The sequence below is a fragment of the Mucilaginibacter sp. CSA2-8R genome (genome assembly GCF_038806765.1).
In the GTDB taxonomy this organism is placed as follows: Bacteria; Bacteroidota; Bacteroidia; order Sphingobacteriales; family Sphingobacteriaceae; genus Mucilaginibacter.
In genome coordinates this window covers 3,576,293-3,591,587 of the sequence record NZ_CP152389.1, presented here as the reverse complement: position 1 = coordinate 3,591,587, position 15,295 = coordinate 3,576,293, and the positions used below count along the sequence as shown (strand labels likewise).

Genomic DNA, 15,295 nt, shown 5'->3' with positions numbered 1-15,295 from the left:
TTTGCAATCTATATTCAATATAATTTGCAAATAAGTGCAGCACCGATATTGATTGACAGTAATTTAGCTGCATAAGTTAAACAACACACGCCTATGAACGACTTTTTGGCTGCCCGATCACAGATGGCCCTTTCGCTGGGGTTTCACATAGTTTACGCCTGCATAGGTATGGTTATGCCGTTTTTTATGGCGGTGGCTCATTACCGCTGGCTAAAAACCAGGGATGAGAATCATAAAAACATTGCCAAGGCCTGGAGCAAAGGTGTAGCGATATTTTTTGCTACGGGTGCGGTATCAGGTACTATATTATCGTTTGAGCTGGGTTTGCTTTGGCCTAAGTTTATGCAACACGCCGGACCTATATTTGGCATGCCCTTTTCTTTAGAGGGGACTGCTTTTTTTATAGAAGCTATTGCTTTAGGATTTTTTCTGTACGGATGGGACCGGCTTAACCCGGTTTTTCATTGGTTTACAGGTGTGGTTGTGGGCATAAGCGGGTTGGCGTCGGGTATCCTGGTAGTGGCGGCCAATTCATGGATGAATAGCCCCGCCGGATTTGATTATGTGAATGGTCAATACATTAACATCGACCCGATGAAAGCCATGTTTAACCAGGCCTGGTTTTCGGAGGCACTGCACATGACTTTGGCGGCCTTCGCCTCAACCGGTTTTGCAGTTGCCGGGGTACACGCGCTGATGATTGTGAGGAAACGCAATGTGAATTTTCATCGGGAGGCCTTCAAGATAGCAGCTGGTTTTGCTGCCGTGGCAGCCATTTTACAACCTTTGGCCGGCGACATTGCCGCCAAAAGCGTGGCCAAGCGGCAGCCCGCCAAACTGGCCGCTATGGAAGCTTATTTTAAAACTCAGCCTGCCTCGCCACTGGTCATTGGCGGTATACCCGACGAAAAACAAAAGAAAGTGAACTACGGCCTGGAAATTCCGGGTTTGCTGAGCTTTTTGGTATACGATAACTTTCACGAGCCGGTAAAGGGTTTGGACCAGATACCAGAAAAAGATCAGCCGCCAGTCGCGATTACGCACTACTCCTTTCAGGTGATGGTGGGTTTCGGTATGTTTATGATGCTGGTGGGCGTATTGTACCTCATAGCCGTGTGGTTTAAAAAGCACTGGCTGGAGCGTGATTGGCTGCTTAAGTTATTCATAATTGCCATACCTACGGGTTTTATTGCTGTTGAGGCCGGGTGGATGGTTACCGAAATTGGCCGGCAGCCCTGGATTATCAACGGCATTATGCGTACGGCCGATGCCGTTACGCCTATGCCCGGCATTGCTTACTCGTTTTACCTGTTTACAGCCATTTACTTTTCGCTAAGTATTGTGGTAGTGTTTCTGCTGTACAGGCAAATCAGGATGGTGCCGCAATTGTATGACAAACAACCTAATAGTTTACAACTAAGCCACTCTTAAGCTATGGAATATTTAATCATCGGGTTTTTGTGGCTGTCTATTTTACTTTACCTGGTTTTAGGTGGTGCCGATTTTGGCGCAGGTATTATTGAGCTGTTCAGCAGGGGAGACAACCGGCATCGCACCCGCAAAACAGCTTATAAAGCCATTGGCCCCATTTGGGAGGCTAACCACATGTGGCTCATAATCGCAGTTGTAATTTTATTTGTGGGCTTTCCGCTTATCTATAGCACTATGTCAATTTATCTGCATATCCCCTTGGTAGTGATGCTGTTAGGCATTACGGCCCGCGGTACAGCATTCGTGTTTCGTAATTATGATGCCGTGGTTGACGAAATGCAGCAGGTGTATAACCGTATATACCTATATTCCAGTTTCATTACGCCGCTTTTTTTGGGCATTATTGCAGGTACGGCTATATCCGGTCGCATCAACCCGGATGCTAATAGTTTTTTAGAGGCTTACGTTTGGGTTTGGTTAAATTGGTTTGGTGTTGCCATTGGTTTATTTACGGTGGCCTTATGTGGCTTTTTAGCATCTATCTATTTAATAGGCGAAGCCATAGATGATTTTGACAAACAGATATTTATAAGCAAAGCCGTAAAATGGAATGTAGTAGCCGTGGGCTGTGGCGCCCTGGTGTTTACAGCGGCCTGGGTAGACGGTATCCCGCTTATCAAATGGGTTTTAGGTAATTCGGTGGGTTTAACCGCCGTATTAGCTGCATCAGTTTCACTGGTGATATTATGGATTTTGGTACGTAATGGGCACAGCATGTTGCCTCGGGTTTTAGCCGGTTTTCAGGCCAGTATGATTTTACTGGCGGTGAGTTACGTGCATTTTCCAAATCTGTTAATTATGAAGAATGGGCAGCACTTGTCGTTGTTTAAACACCAGGCTCAGCACGCCACCATGACTGCCTTAGGCTGGGCCCTCATCATTGGTAGTATATTCATCCTGCCTTCGTTATATTACCTCTATTACAGTTTCCAGAAAGATGGCTTTGTAGAGGATGCGGAGCATTGATGTTTAGTTGATTGGTTTCATTGTTCATTAGTTCACCGGTAAACAAGTTTAAAATAACCAATCAACCAATCAACCAATCAACCAATCAACCAATCAACCAATCAACCAAGATTGCAAATCCGCTCAAAAAATGCTAAATTTGTTGGTAAATGAACGAGAATTTAGATCCTAACCGGGAGCGTTTAAGCACTACCGAACGCGACATCGAGAAGGTGTTGCGGCCGCAGGCTTTTGAAGATTTTACCGGTCAGCATAAAATATTAGCCAACTTAAAAGTGTTTGTACAGGCAGCACGCCAGCGCGGCGAGTCGCTCGATCATGTGTTGTTGCATGGTCCGCCGGGATTGGGGAAAACTACGCTGTCGCATATCATTGCTAACGAGATGGGGGTGGGCATCAAAATTACCTCAGGCCCTGTGCTGGATAAGCCCGGCGATCTGGCTGGCTTGCTAACCAACCTGGAACCCGGCGATATCTTGTTTATTGATGAGATTCACCGGTTGAGCCCTTTGGTAGAAGAGTACCTGTACTCGGCCATGGAAGATTTTAAGATTGATATTATGCTCGAGAGCGGCCCTAATGCCCGCTCGGTGCAATTATCACTTAACCCATTTACTTTAGTTGGTGCTACTACACGTTCGGGCTTATTAACCGCTCCATTACGGGCCCGTTTTGGCATCAACTCGCGTTTGGAGTATTATGATGCCAAATTGCTGACGACGATTATACTGCGCTCTGCATCTATTTTAAATACACCTATTTCCGACGAAGGCGCTTATGAAATTGCCCGCCGCAGCCGGGGTACCCCACGTATAGCCAATGCACTGTTACGCCGTACGCGCGATTTTGCTCAAATTAAAGGCAACGGCAGCATTGATACCGAAATTGCCAAGTACGCGCTGAACGCGTTGAACGTAGACGAGCATGGGTTGGACGAAATGGATAACAAGATTTTAACCACCATCATTGAGAAATTTAAAGGCGGCCCGGTAGGCGTAAAAACCATTGCCACTGCCGTAGGCGAAGATGAAGGTACGATTGAAGAGGTTTACGAGCCTTTTTTGATACAGGAGGGCTTTTTAATGCGTACCTCACGCGGCCGCGAAGCTACCGATCATGCCTATCGGCATTTAGGCATTATGCGGGCGGGACAGGCGCCAAGGTTATTTTAAACATGCAAGCGGCTGTAAGGCCGCTTGTTTTGTTTATGTGTGTTAAAATCGATGTCTTTTAAATATTGAGATGATTACTACATCATTTCAAGGGCCAGTAATATTTAATGGAAAGCAAACACATTTTAATGTAAAGTTTGTTCGCCGTGTAAATATGATTTTGCCTGTAACACTTTTCACCAGTAAATTACCACATAAATGGTTAGTTACTCTGGCAAAACACCTACGACGATTTATCTATAATGAAAATTAAGTTTGCACTGCTTTATACCCTTATATTTTTAAGCTACTCTGGCGTAAAAGCTCAAAACCGAATAGTTGATCTGGACGATCGCATACTGATTGATCTGGCCAAAACACGTACACCTACACAAACCAAGGCCCTGATGTTTTTGTCGAGAAATTATCAGGTCATCGAACTTGGCATCCCGGTTGGCATGCTGGCCGGAGGCATAGCAGCAAACAATAAAGAGTTACGTCAGAATGCTTTATTTGTGGCCAGCAGCACGGCCATTTCTATGGGAACTACTACGCTGCTCAAACTGATTTTTAAACGTCGTCGCCCTTTTATCCGAAACGTAAAAGTTATTCCTATTTATGAACCTACGCGGTATTCGTTCCCGTCGGGGCACACCTCATCAAGCGTAGCTACAGCTACCGCGTTATCCATGGCGTACCCTAAATGGTATGTCATTGTCCCGGCCTTTGCATGGGCCGGTGCAACCAGTTATTCCCGAATGTATTTAGGTGTGCATCACCCCACCGATGTATTAGCTGGTATCGGTATCGGCGTTGCCACTCCTTTGGCCTTAGATTTTTTGAAAAAGCCCTGATTGTAAATCTTAAGTCATTGCTGACTTGCCTTTTATATTTATATACTACCGTTTAGTTACCTGCGTTTATCAGGTACTAAACAATGCAAAAAACTTTACGGAACTATTTTAAAGGCTACTGGCTTATTATAACGGCTACGCTCTTCGTTTTATGTGCTTTTACCGGAATTGGCGGTATTATTTTGCAAGATGAACCGATGGGCTTTAAGCCTGCAGATTATTATATAGCCAATGTAATTGATGAAAGAAGCAACAAAAGCAATATTGCCCAATTAATAAACCTATTGCCTGGCAACAAGCTATACACTGGTACGCAACAACTCGATTTACAAGGAGGTGCCGCAACTGCTGTTGGTAAATTTATTAATCATAATCTGCCACAAAACAAGTCGCTCAAAGCGGTCAATATCATTATCAAGGAGTTTAAACTAACCGAAACACCAATGGGGGCGTCGCGTATAGATGGGCAGCTTAAATTGCGGTTAGCTTTTGGATTGGAGAAAGACTATGGCACCCAGCTTTTGGTTGAATATAAAGGTGGCTTACACTATGTACGATCTATAAACAGCGTGGTTGCCATTGAGCCCTATCTGCGCAGTAGTTTAAAAAGCAGCCTGCAGTTTTTTAATAACTGGATGCAAACCAACCAAACCGAAAACGCCAAACTTGCTCAAAACGTCAAAATCATTTTTAACGATTATACTGAAAATGCAGAAGGCGATACCATCTATTATACCGCTAATCGCCCTTTAAGCTGGAAAGACTTTCAGGGTAAAGCACCTAATAACACGCCTTACGCTGCAGGGGTGATGCCAAGCATTGGTTATAACCAGCATGCCAAAGTAGTTAATGGTACTATAATAGTTTACGTTGACATGAAAACATCGTTGCCCAAAAGTACTTGCTGGGCCAAGCCTTTTGCCAAAGACGATTATAACTTAAACCATGAGCAACGCCATTTTGATATTGCTCAAATTATTGCCGGTCAGTTTAAACAAAAAATACTGGCTCAGCAGCTTACGCCGGATAATTATGAAGCGATTATCAATATGCAGTACCTCGATTCGTACCGAGACTTATACGAGATGCAAAAAGCGTATGATAAAGAAACCGGTAACGGCACCCGCCAGCAGTTGCAGCAAGAGTGGAACGAAAAGATTGATAAGCAATTACTGACAAAAGCATCAAGCACGGCCGCTATGTAAGTTGTGTATTGCGTTGACACTAAATAAAAAAGAGCGGAACCCGTTGCTATAGGTTCCGCTCTTTTTTTAAGAACTGGGTGATTTAGTTACAGTTGCTCATTACAAAAGTAGCATCAACGATGATGGTATTAGATGCGGCGTCGTAATTAGCAGTTCCGCTTAAACCATTTACTGCCGGTACCGCTACACCTGAAGCTTTGTCTAACTTGAACGAAGCCGAATTGTAAAGCCTGTTAGAGTAATTTGTAGTTATACCATAGCTATGACCGTTAACCAAGTTAGCCGTAGCTACACCATCAGACATGTAAACGTTTGTGTTTTCGCCGGTGGTGGCATCTTTCAGAGTTAACCAGGTAGATGGATAAGCCACTACCTGCTGTGTAGAACATTTAGCTGTCATGTGGATGGTGGTTTTGATGTAATCAACCGTAGGTTGTGTGTTTAAGTTTACATCTATCGATCCTTGTCCGCAAGGGCTAAACGTAGCTGTTTCTCCAAGCTTGGTTAAAGTGCTGCCATTGCGTGAGTACACTACAATTTTTACATCACCTGCATCTGCCGGGCAATCATTCAACACAGTCGAGAAGCCTTCTTTTAGTTGGGTAACCTCGCTTGAGCTAACTTGCTGCTCATTAGCAGTAGTTAGGCTCAATACAAAATCGCCGTTTAATTCTTGTGCAGTATGTACTTTAACCGTTAAAGGTGACGGACAAGTTGAACCATACCAGTTAGCGCTCCAACCCGATAAGTGGGTGATTGGGAACGATACCGACAGTTTGCCATCATTGTTACGAGCAATAGCAGCTGTGCTTTCGTATTTCCATTGGCCGGTTTGCTCATTTAAGCTCCATATTGGTATCACATCGCCAGCCTTAACAACCTGGTGGGTTTGCGGGTTTACCAGTTTGTCGTTGATCTCTAAGGTAAGGGTTACCGGTTTAGAAAATGCTTTTACTGCGGTTGATCCAGCATTTAAGTTAATAGATAACATACCCGCAGTTACAAAAGTAGTTCCGGTTGAGATAGTCTGACCGTTAGGGCCAATAGCGTTAGTAACCTTAAAACCACCAGGGAAAGCAGTTAAAGACTCCTTATTACCGGTACCAAAATATACGGCATTAACATTCAACTGTGAACTGCTGATAGCAGCACCGCTCGCGTCAAGCATTTGTGTACCAGCAGGTATGCTGATTGCGCTGTTTTCAGTAGTGGTTGCATTTGTAGTGGTGGTGGCAACCATGGTGGTAGTGGTAACACCGTTATTTAATTCTGTTTGTTTAGTTACCGCAGCCGTGCCTTGCGCCGGCTTAGCGTACTCAACCAAAGGTATAACCGGCATTGATGCCGTGTTACCGGTTACGGTAATTGTTTTGGTTACCGGTAAAAAGCCCGGTACTTCTGCATATATAGTATAGGTTACAGGGTTAGTTACACTTGGGTTAGCCTGTTTAGTAAGGCTTAAAGGCAACACGCCATTAGTAGCAGTAAAGTTGGTGCCGCCACCATCTACCTGTACCAATTTAGCATCAGTGCCGGTAATTTTAACAGTAAAACTTGTTGGAAGGGTAGTACCGGTAGATGCGTTGGCATTCACAAACTGTACCAGCGTAGGCGCTTTAGACAGTGTGCTGGTATTTACCATTAAGTTAATATCTTCAGTCGGCTTTTTACAGGCATGGATGCCCACAATCATCAAAGCGCTTACTAAGCCTGCAATTACAGGGCGTGGAGTAAATAATTTCATGAGTATCTATTTAAACAAGTTTGATTAACGGATTCTAAAATTGAAGTTCATTTGCATTACCGGCATCCAGCGGTAATTTTTGAGGTTTGAATTAAACTGCGGTTCCAGCTTGTAGTTGTCGGCCAGCATTTCGGTACCCACTACACGGGTGCGTGGCTGAGACATGTAATAGGTTCCAAAATCGAAGTTTACATTGAACCGGCGTTTAGGTATGCCTTTAAACAAGCCTATGCCTAAATATGGAGCTACACCCTTCCAGCTTACATCAATGTTCAGTTTACCTAAATCGGCCGGGGTTAAGTTGTAGTTACCTACATTATAGGTTCCGGTTGGAATTACTTCTAAACCGCCTGTAGCTTTGTACAAGTAACCGGCACCGGCAACTAACCTAAACCCCTGAGCTTTTACAAACGGTGCAAAGTCGGCCATGAGGTGAATGTTGCTGAATTTGACCGATACGTTATTGGTACTCTGAAACCCTGAGATGGTAAACACATTGTTAGCTTTTACCGGTATAAAAGCAGCACCTGCACGCAGCGAAAGTTGCCTGGCTACACCAAAATGAAAATCGCCGCCTACACCTTGCGTACCAGCTGAAAGCTGAAAGGCCAGTTTGTTGTAACGCTCATTCATGATTTGTGCGTGTGAATCAGATAGCCCTGTGCACACAAATAATAACAGGGTAAACAAAAAGAGTATTAGTTTAGACATGGATAGCTATTTTATATTATTAATTCAATTATTTGATAAGCTGCAATATTTTAAATCTTGTTTTTGAGCATTGCAGCGCATATTATTTTTATAATTAAGCACTTATACTGAATCGGTGAATCAATAGTTACGAGAAAAATAAAATTGTTTTTTAGAGAAAATATTGAGTATAACGAAACCGAAAACGGCCCTTCAGTAAACTATTGTCAGCAGACTAAACATTGAGTTAGCGGCCTTGAATAAGCAGGCAAGTTGTATAAGCTTCTGCAATAAATTAAACGTTTTAGCTTATCGGTTTGCTGCCAGCGTAGGTAATTCGGGCAAAGCTTATATATTTGAAAACTACAACTCATTTTTTGATGAAAACACTCCGCCTTTTCCTATTTGCACTATTGGCACCTGCAGCAGTATTTGCTCAACAGGTAAATCGCGTAAGCGATCCGGCTAACTGGGTAAACCCATTAATGGGTACCGATTCTAAACCCGACCTTTCTAACGGCAATACTTATCCTGCCGTCGGCCTGCCTTGGGGCATGAATTACTGGTCAGCTCAAACCGGTACTATGGGCAATGGCTGGATGTATCAGTATGCAGCAGATAAAATTCGCGGCTTCAAACAAACGCATCAGCCATCGCCCTGGATGAATGATTACGGCCAGTTTGCTATAATGCCGGTTACCGGAAAAATGAAGTTTGACCAGGATAGCCGGGCCAGTTGGTTTAGCCATAAATCAGAAATTTCAAAACCCTATTATTATAGTGTCTTTTTAGCCGATGCCAACACTACTGCCGAAATGACGACCACCGAACGTGCGGCTCACTTTCAGTTTACCTATCCCAAGAGCGACAGTTCTTTCGTTGTGATTGATGCGCTCGATAAAGGCTCGTATATTAAAATTTTCCCAAAAGAAAATAAGATTATCGGCTATAGCACCAAAAATGCCCGCAGCAAGCCGGTTAACTTTAAGAACTACTTTGTAATTTATACCGACAAGCCATTTACCGTTGCCAAAGCATGGCATGGCAAAACCCTGGCACACGATTCGTTAGAGATCAGTGCTAATCATACCGGTGCCATCATCGGTTTTAAAACTACTAAAGGCGAAAAAGTTCACCTGCGTGTGGCGTCATCATTCATCAGCTTTGACCAGGCCGAACTTAACTTAAAACGTGAGATTGACACCGACAATTTTGAAGCTACAAAAGAAAAAGCGCACCAAGCCTGGAATAAAGTATTAGGCCGTTTGCAGGTGGAAGGTGGCAGCGTTGACCAAACCCGTACTTTCTACTCATGCCTGTACCGGGCTGTAATGTTCCCGAACAAGTTGTATGAGGTGGATGCTCAAAACAAGGTAGTGCATTACAGCCCCTACACCGGTAAAACCATGCCGGGCTATATGTTTGCTGGTACCGGTTTCTGGGATACCTTCCGCGCCTTATATCCATTCCTTAACCTGATGTACCCTTCCATCAATAAAGAAATGCAGCAAGGCCTTATCAGCGATTACCAGGAAGGTGGTTGGCTGCCCGAATGGAGCAGCCCGGGCTACGCCGATATTATGGTGGGCAACAATTCGGCTTCGGTTGTAGCTGAGGCTTATGTAAAAGGCTTAAGAGGGTATGATATTAATAAACTCTATGAGGCCTTAGTACACGGTGCCAACAATGAAGGCCCAATTAGTGCCACCGGCCGTTACGGGGTAAAATATTATAATGACCTGGGTTACGTACCTTATGACGTAAAAATAAGCGAAAATGCAGCGCGTACTTTAGAATATGCGTACGACGATTTTGCCATTTACCAACTGGCTAAAGCCCTGAAACGCCCCCAGGCAGAAATTGATTTATACAAGAAACGTTCGCAAAACTACCGCAACCTGTTTGACCCGCAAACCGGACTGATGCGCGGAAAAAATAAGGATGGTAATTTTCAGAAACCCTTTAATCCGTTTAAATGGGGCGATGCATTTACCGAGGGCAACAGCTGGCATTACTCGTGGTCTGTTTTTCATGATGTGCAAGGCCTCATTAACCTGATGGGGGGGCAAAATAAGTTTACCAACAAGCTCGACTCAGTATTTAGCCTGCCGCCTGTTTTTGATGATAGCTACTATGGCGGTGTAATTCACGAAATACGCGAAATGCAGATTATGAATATGGGGCAGTATGCGCATGGTAACCAGCCCATACAACATATGATATACCTATACAACTACGCCGGTCAGCCCTGGAAAACTCAATATTGGGTACGCGAGGCCATGAACCGTTTATATAAAGCAACTCCGGATGGTTATTGCGGCGATGAAGATAACGGGCAAACATCAGCCTGGTACTTGTTTTCGGCCATGGGCTTTTACCCGGTTTGTCCGGCGTCAGACCAGTACGTGCTAGGTGCTCCACTGTTTAAAAAGATGACTTTGAATTTAGAGAACGGAAAAAAAGTGGTGATTAACTCTCCGGCAAACAGCGCCGAAAATAAATATGTAAACAGCTTAGATTACAACGATAAGCTCTACAATGCCAACTGGTTAAGCCACGAACAATTGCAAAAGGGAGGCGTAATTAATTTTAAATTACAAAATTCACCTAATAAAATAAGAGGAACCAAGCAAACAGATTACCCTTTTTCGATGTCTACCCAACAATAAACACATTTATTGTTATGCCATCAGATATTGTAATTAGCTGTAGTCATGCTTTAAAAGATCATAACTTAACCATTGCCTTTGCAGAAAGCGTTACTGCCGGCAAAGTAATTTCGGAATTTGCTTTAATACCCAACTGCGGTTGCGTGCTAAAGGGAAGCATTGTATGCTACGATGTGAGTGTGAAACAAAATTTGCTGGGTGTTTCTCCAGAAATGATTGAGCAATATACGCCCGAATCGGCTGAGGTAACTGAGCAATTGGCCGTTAGTTTGCGCAAACTGATATCGGCGGATGTTATTGTTGCAGTTACGGGGCTGGCGGCACCGGGCGGCAGCGAAACAGACGAAAAGCCCGTAGGCACTATGTTCATCCATGGCTTTTTTAAAGACAAGCCTTGGCACTTTCGCCTGTTTGTTGACGATGAGCCGGAGCAGGTTATTTTAAAAACAATTGATGCAATTGCAAGCTATTTGCTGAAGCAATTAGCTGCAGGAGCCTGATAAAATTTTATCAGGCTCTCTTTTTTAAAATGGTTTTCTTTAATTTGCGGCAGCTACTTATTTCTGTTAAAGCCAAATGTTTAGATTATTTACAGCCGTTGCAGCCGCCTGCACACTCAGCTTAGCCGCCTGCCAGCAGGGCAAAGGCGCCAATACTACTACTGATAGCACGGTTACTACTACCAGTGCAACAACTACAGCCGCCGGAGCCAAGGATACTGAAACCAAGCCCGGTAAAATGGCAAGCAATGCCGAAATTATAGCCCGTAAACAGGTGCCTGTTTTGTGTTATCACCAAATACGAGACTGGCGCGGCAGCGACTCTAAAAGCGCTAAGGACTATATTGTACCCATAGCTGCGTTTAAAGAGAAAATAAAAATGCTGGCTGACAGCGGTTTCCATACCATTCTGCCCGATCAGTTGTACAAGTATCTTACTACGGGAGCGGCTTTACCGAGCAAACCCATTATGCTTACTTTTGACGATACCGATCTTGACCAGTTTACCATAGCTAATCCGGAATTGAAGAAATATGGTTTTAAGGGAGTTTATTTCATCATGACGGTATCTATAAGCCGACCGCATTACATGAACAAGGAGCAGATCAAACAGTTGTCTGACGAAGGTAATATTGTTGCCAGCCACACCTGGGACCATCATAACTTTAAAAAGTTTGCCGGTAAAGACTGGGAAACACAAATTGACAAGCCTACCAAAAAGCTGGAAGAAATTACCGGTAAAAAGATTGATTATTTTGCTTACCCGTTTGGGTTGTGGAATGCGCAGGGCTTACCCGAATTGCATAAACGCGGGTTCAAAATGGCATTCCAACTGGCCGAAAAACGCGATCCTAATGATCCGCTGATGACCGTTCGCCGTATTTTAGACAGTGGTTACTGGAGCGCCAAAACGCTGAGCAACAGTATCCGAAACAGCTTTTAATTATATCCATTTTATAACAAAGCCCCTGCTAACGATGAGCAGGGGCTTTGTTATTTTTATAAGTTTTCGTTTGAAGGGCCTTGGCCTTTATTTGAGCTCTCATCGCTCGGTGGGCCGGGTGTCCCATTGTCGTTATCGGGCACTACCGTGTCTACCAGTTCAGCATCATCTTTATTATGCTCGGTAGGGGTATTACCTTTGCTCAATTCGCTGTCGCCAGCGTTTTCGCCAAGTTGGTCGTTGTTTGGGCTGGTATCTTCGTTACCATTCGGGGTGTTTTCAGTTGCCATAGGTTATGTATATGTAATTAATGATTAACTATTATTCTGCTATCCATTGTACTGCGCTTTTCAAATCGTCCAGCGGGAAACCCTGTGCCGTACCTGGTATTAAAAAGCGGAAGATATGGCTGGTAAACCATTCTACACTTTTTTGATCGGTAACAACAGCTACCCTTTTCCATTTAGTAAAATGCTTTAGACCTATTTTGATGTCGTCCAGCCAGGCGCCGGCTGTGAAATTCTGGGCGTCAGTTTCTAATACCAACAGGTAATTTATTTCGCCCTGGCGTTTTACCAGATCGTCTAAACGGGGAATAAGCACCGTGTCTACATCTTCTTTAGTTACTTCGCCCACGGCATGTATGCCTATAATGTTTTCGGGTAAATCGTTTATAAATTGCAGCATTAAACTTTTACTATTTGCTTATACAACGCGGGTAGGGGTATTGTGTTTGCCTGCTTGTGCGACTTAATAAGTCGATTTATAGCGTCACGAACTGTACGCAGCTACTCATAACTCTACAAGCGTGATGTTTATGATACTCTATCAAACTTAAGTTGTTAGCCTAAAACTCCTTCGTAGTTTAATATTAGGTCATATCAACAAAGCAAAAACAAACTATTAGCTGATATTCAAATGCGTAACTTTGTATCGTGAACCAAAATCTGTACAAATACAGCCAATTAATTAAAGCCGAAGCGCAACGCCTGGGCTTTATGTTTTGCGGTATTGCCAAAGCAGATTTTCTGAAAGAGGAGGCACCGCGCTTGGAAAATTGGCTGCAACAGGGCCGGCACGGCGAAATGCAGTATATGGAGAACCATTTCGATAAACGCCTCGACCCGCGTTTACTGGTGGATGGTGCCAAGTCGGTTATATCACTGGCGTTAAATTATTATAACGACCAGCAGCAAACCGATCCTCTGGCTCCCAAAATATCCAAGTATGCTTACGGACTGGATTACCACGAGGTGATTAAAGAAAAGCTGCGTGAACTGCTGTATTTTATCCAGGAACAGATTGGCGATGTAGGCGGCCGGGCTTTTGTAGATTCGGCCCCGGTATTGGATAAGGCCTGGGCCAAAAGGGCGGGATTGGGTTGGGTGGGTAAAAATTCCAACCTCATCAATAAAAAAAACGGCTCCTTCTTTTTTTTGGCCGAATTGATTGTAGACGCCGAATTAGGGTACGATGTAGCGCCCACCACCGATCATTGCGGAACCTGTACCCGGTGTATTGATGCCTGTCCCACTGATGCCATTGTTGCCCCTTACGTGGTTGATGGTAGCCGCTGCATATCGTATTTAACTATAGAACTCAAAAACAACATCCCAACAGAATTTAAAGGCCAAACCGACAACTGGATGTTTGGCTGCGATGTGTGCCAAAACGTTTGCCCCTGGAACCGGTTTTCTACCCCTCACCATGAACCGGCCTTTAACCCGCACCCGGATTTGTTAGGCATGACCCAACGCGACTGGCAGGAAATTACACAAGAAACCTTCCAGCAAGTCTTTAAAAAATCAGCCGTTAAACGCACCAAGTTCACCGGTTTGAAACGGAATATTGAGTTTCTTATTGATTGATTTTTTGGGTTTTGTGATTTCGCTGATTGGGGATTGATTTCACTGATTAGTAAGTGTGTGATTTCACTGATTTTTGATTGATTGCATCAATTACAATTAATGATTTTATTGATACTGTTTTATTTATTAGCGGTTGGATGAATTATGCGAAGCAACTTTGCTCTGTAATAGTTAGAAAGATAGACAGATATTCGTCTGCTATTCTGCATAACAACCATTATCAATCAAATCAATCCTTTATCTGCGAAATCAAAAAAATCAGTGAAATCTTCCTCAAATCAATGAAATCGATAAATCACTTACTCAGCTGCCATTACCATTTGCTTTACCTGGTCGTAACTTTCTTTTACGGTAACGAAGGATTGATTGTCGCCTGTAACATATACATGCACACGTTCTTCGGGTTCGGTGTATACTACGATTGAAGTAACATGATTAACGTTAATAAGGACCGGGCGGTCATTTTTATCTGTAAGTTCAATAAATTTTGCTGTCATGCTGCTACAACAGCGCAAACCGCATATGGTTGACGCGTAGGATATGAAAAAAGCCGATTATTTATCAGACGGATTCTTTTTACCGTCCAGCAATTTTTCGATGGTTTTTGTTATCCGGTCTATCCGGGTTTTATCCTGCTTGGCGGTTAATACCCACAAAACATATTCTTTTTGATTACTGTACGAGAGCTTCTCGAAGTTAGTTAAAGCCAATGGTGTTTTTGCCAGCTCAACAGCCATTTGGGTAGGTAAGGTTACCTTTTTATTAATTATATCAACGTAAGCTGCATAATTGTTTTTCTCAATCTCGCTATTGCGGGTGGCCGATATATTTGAATGCTCAATCGGGCGAAAACGTAAGGCCGTCCAGGTGGCATCTATAGCTGCGGCAGCCACGCCTGTTAAGCCGTAAGGCGTTACTTCGTCCCAACTGCTCATCATGGCCAGGTCAGATGCTATGCCCGAACTTTTTTTAGGATAAACAATCCACAAGACGGTGTTGGGTTGTAATACCGGCTGTATCTGCTTTAGGTTTGCTACTAATTCGGCTCGGTTTAACGTAAATAGCTGAATGCCGTCAAACTGGCCCTTCGGTGCATAACTGATCTGCAAATTGTCAGGCAGCGGGGCGAGCGTGTTCAGATAATTTTCGGGTGCGTTGTATAACAACCAGCTTTGCCCCGGTTTCATCAATAATTTTTTGGCAACAGCATTCAT

Annotated in this window: 15 protein-coding genes; 9 read left to right on the top strand and 6 right to left on the bottom strand. The window is 43.7% G+C overall.

Annotated elements, in window-relative coordinates:
* The first annotated feature begins 93 nt into the window (after window positions 1-93).
* From AAGR14_RS15525 to AAGR14_RS15505, 5 genes are all read left to right on the top strand, one after another.
* Window positions 94-1,431: a cytochrome ubiquinol oxidase subunit I gene (locus tag AAGR14_RS15525; RefSeq protein ID WP_342645150.1), complete on the top strand. Its 1,338-nt coding sequence runs from the start codon at window positions 94-96 to the stop codon at window positions 1,429-1,431.
* Between the two features lie 3 nt (window positions 1,432-1,434).
* The gene (locus AAGR14_RS15520; RefSeq protein WP_342645149.1) at window positions 1,435-2,457 is read left to right on the top strand and encodes a cytochrome d ubiquinol oxidase subunit II; all 1,023 of its coding nucleotides are present in this window, start codon (window positions 1,435-1,437) and stop codon (window positions 2,455-2,457) included.
* 149 nt (window positions 2,458-2,606) lie between these two features.
* Window positions 2,607-3,629, top strand: coding sequence for a Holliday junction branch migration DNA helicase RuvB (gene ruvB, locus AAGR14_RS15515; RefSeq protein ID WP_342645148.1), 1,023 nt, complete (start codon window positions 2,607-2,609; stop codon window positions 3,627-3,629).
* Window positions 3,630-3,871: 242 nt separating this feature from the next.
* Window positions 3,872-4,462, top strand: a complete 591-nt coding sequence (locus AAGR14_RS15510) for a phosphatase PAP2 family protein (protein ID WP_342645147.1) — start codon at window positions 3,872-3,874, stop codon at window positions 4,460-4,462.
* A gap of 83 nt (window positions 4,463-4,545) precedes the next feature.
* Window positions 4,546-5,667 (top strand): hypothetical protein, encoded by a 1,122-nt coding sequence (locus AAGR14_RS15505; protein WP_342645146.1) that lies wholly within the window; start codon window positions 4,546-4,548, stop codon window positions 5,665-5,667.
* 82 nt (window positions 5,668-5,749) lie between these two features.
* Here AAGR14_RS15505 and AAGR14_RS15500 read toward each other — a convergent pair whose 3' ends face one another.
* Together AAGR14_RS15500 and AAGR14_RS15495 are read right to left on the bottom strand one after the other, a co-directional pair.
* Window positions 5,750-7,411: a hypothetical protein gene (locus AAGR14_RS15500; protein ID WP_342645145.1), complete on the bottom strand. Its 1,662-nt coding sequence runs from the start codon at window positions 7,409-7,411 to the stop codon at window positions 5,750-5,752.
* A 24-nt stretch (window positions 7,412-7,435) separates the two neighbouring features.
* Window positions 7,436-8,122 (bottom strand): hypothetical protein, encoded by a 687-nt coding sequence (locus AAGR14_RS15495; RefSeq protein ID WP_342645144.1) that lies wholly within the window; start codon window positions 8,120-8,122, stop codon window positions 7,436-7,438.
* A 359-nt stretch (window positions 8,123-8,481) separates the two neighbouring features.
* Here AAGR14_RS15495 and AAGR14_RS15490 point away from each other — a divergent pair, with 359 nt between their 5' ends.
* From AAGR14_RS15490 to AAGR14_RS15480, 3 genes are all read left to right on the top strand, one after another.
* Complete coding sequence (locus tag AAGR14_RS15490) at window positions 8,482-10,770, top strand: GH92 family glycosyl hydrolase (RefSeq protein WP_342645143.1); 2,289 nt, start codon at window positions 8,482-8,484, stop codon at window positions 10,768-10,770.
* Between the two features lie 14 nt (window positions 10,771-10,784).
* Window positions 10,785-11,270, top strand: a complete 486-nt coding sequence (locus AAGR14_RS15485) for a nicotinamide-nucleotide amidohydrolase family protein (protein ID WP_342645142.1) — start codon at window positions 10,785-10,787, stop codon at window positions 11,268-11,270.
* Between the two features lie 76 nt (window positions 11,271-11,346).
* Window positions 11,347-12,213, top strand: coding sequence for a polysaccharide deacetylase family protein (locus tag AAGR14_RS15480; protein WP_342645141.1), 867 nt, complete (start codon window positions 11,347-11,349; stop codon window positions 12,211-12,213).
* A gap of 56 nt (window positions 12,214-12,269) precedes the next feature.
* On the opposite strand, the gene AAGR14_RS15475 is transcribed toward AAGR14_RS15480, so the two are convergent.
* Both AAGR14_RS15475 and AAGR14_RS15470 read right to left on the bottom strand, forming a co-directional pair.
* Window positions 12,270-12,503: a hypothetical protein gene (locus AAGR14_RS15475; protein ID WP_342645140.1), complete on the bottom strand. Its 234-nt coding sequence runs from the start codon at window positions 12,501-12,503 to the stop codon at window positions 12,270-12,272.
* A 31-nt stretch (window positions 12,504-12,534) separates the two neighbouring features.
* Window positions 12,535-12,900, bottom strand: coding sequence for an STAS/SEC14 domain-containing protein (locus tag AAGR14_RS15470; RefSeq protein WP_342645139.1), 366 nt, complete (start codon window positions 12,898-12,900; stop codon window positions 12,535-12,537).
* Between the two features lie 248 nt (window positions 12,901-13,148).
* Between AAGR14_RS15470 and queG the strand changes: the two genes are divergently transcribed.
* Window positions 13,149-14,081, top strand: a complete 933-nt coding sequence (gene queG / locus AAGR14_RS15465) for a tRNA epoxyqueuosine(34) reductase QueG (RefSeq protein WP_342645138.1) — start codon at window positions 13,149-13,151, stop codon at window positions 14,079-14,081.
* Window positions 14,082-14,380: 299 nt separating this feature from the next.
* Here queG and AAGR14_RS15460 read toward each other — a convergent pair whose 3' ends face one another.
* Together AAGR14_RS15460 and AAGR14_RS15455 are read right to left on the bottom strand one after the other, a co-directional pair.
* Window positions 14,381-14,578, bottom strand: coding sequence for a hypothetical protein (locus AAGR14_RS15460; RefSeq protein WP_342645137.1), 198 nt, complete (start codon window positions 14,576-14,578; stop codon window positions 14,381-14,383).
* 57 nt (window positions 14,579-14,635) lie between these two features.
* Window positions 14,636-15,295, bottom strand: a complete 660-nt coding sequence (locus AAGR14_RS15455) for a YdeI/OmpD-associated family protein (protein ID WP_342645136.1) — start codon at window positions 15,293-15,295, stop codon at window positions 14,636-14,638.

Coding starts and splice junctions, on each gene's coding strand:
- AAGR14_RS15475 (WP_342645140.1), bottom strand. CDS start 12,503: ATGGCAACTGAAAACACCCCGAATGGTAACGAAGATACCAGCCCAAAC.
- ruvB (WP_342645148.1), top strand. CDS start 2,607: ATGAACGAGAATTTAGATCCTAACCGGGAGCGTTTAAGCACTACCGAA.
- AAGR14_RS15510 (WP_342645147.1), top strand. CDS start 3,872: ATGAAAATTAAGTTTGCACTGCTTTATACCCTTATATTTTTAAGCTAC.
- AAGR14_RS15490 (WP_342645143.1), top strand. CDS start 8,482: ATGAAAACACTCCGCCTTTTCCTATTTGCACTATTGGCACCTGCAGCA.
- AAGR14_RS15455 (WP_342645136.1), bottom strand. CDS start 15,295: ATGAATGCTGTTGCCAAAAAATTATTGATGAAACCGGGGCAAAGCTGG.
- AAGR14_RS15500 (WP_342645145.1), bottom strand. CDS start 7,411: ATGAAATTATTTACTCCACGCCCTGTAATTGCAGGCTTAGTAAGCGCT.
- AAGR14_RS15485 (WP_342645142.1), top strand. CDS start 10,785: ATGCCATCAGATATTGTAATTAGCTGTAGTCATGCTTTAAAAGATCAT.
- AAGR14_RS15480 (WP_342645141.1), top strand. CDS start 11,347: ATGTTTAGATTATTTACAGCCGTTGCAGCCGCCTGCACACTCAGCTTA.
- AAGR14_RS15495 (WP_342645144.1), bottom strand. CDS start 8,122: ATGTCTAAACTAATACTCTTTTTGTTTACCCTGTTATTATTTGTGTGC.
- AAGR14_RS15505 (WP_342645146.1), top strand. CDS start 4,546: ATGCAAAAAACTTTACGGAACTATTTTAAAGGCTACTGGCTTATTATA.
- AAGR14_RS15460 (WP_342645137.1), bottom strand. CDS start 14,578: ATGACAGCAAAATTTATTGAACTTACAGATAAAAATGACCGCCCGGTC.
- AAGR14_RS15525 (WP_342645150.1), top strand. CDS start 94: ATGAACGACTTTTTGGCTGCCCGATCACAGATGGCCCTTTCGCTGGGG.
- AAGR14_RS15470 (WP_342645139.1), bottom strand. CDS start 12,900: ATGCTGCAATTTATAAACGATTTACCCGAAAACATTATAGGCATACAT.
- AAGR14_RS15520 (WP_342645149.1), top strand. CDS start 1,435: ATGGAATATTTAATCATCGGGTTTTTGTGGCTGTCTATTTTACTTTAC.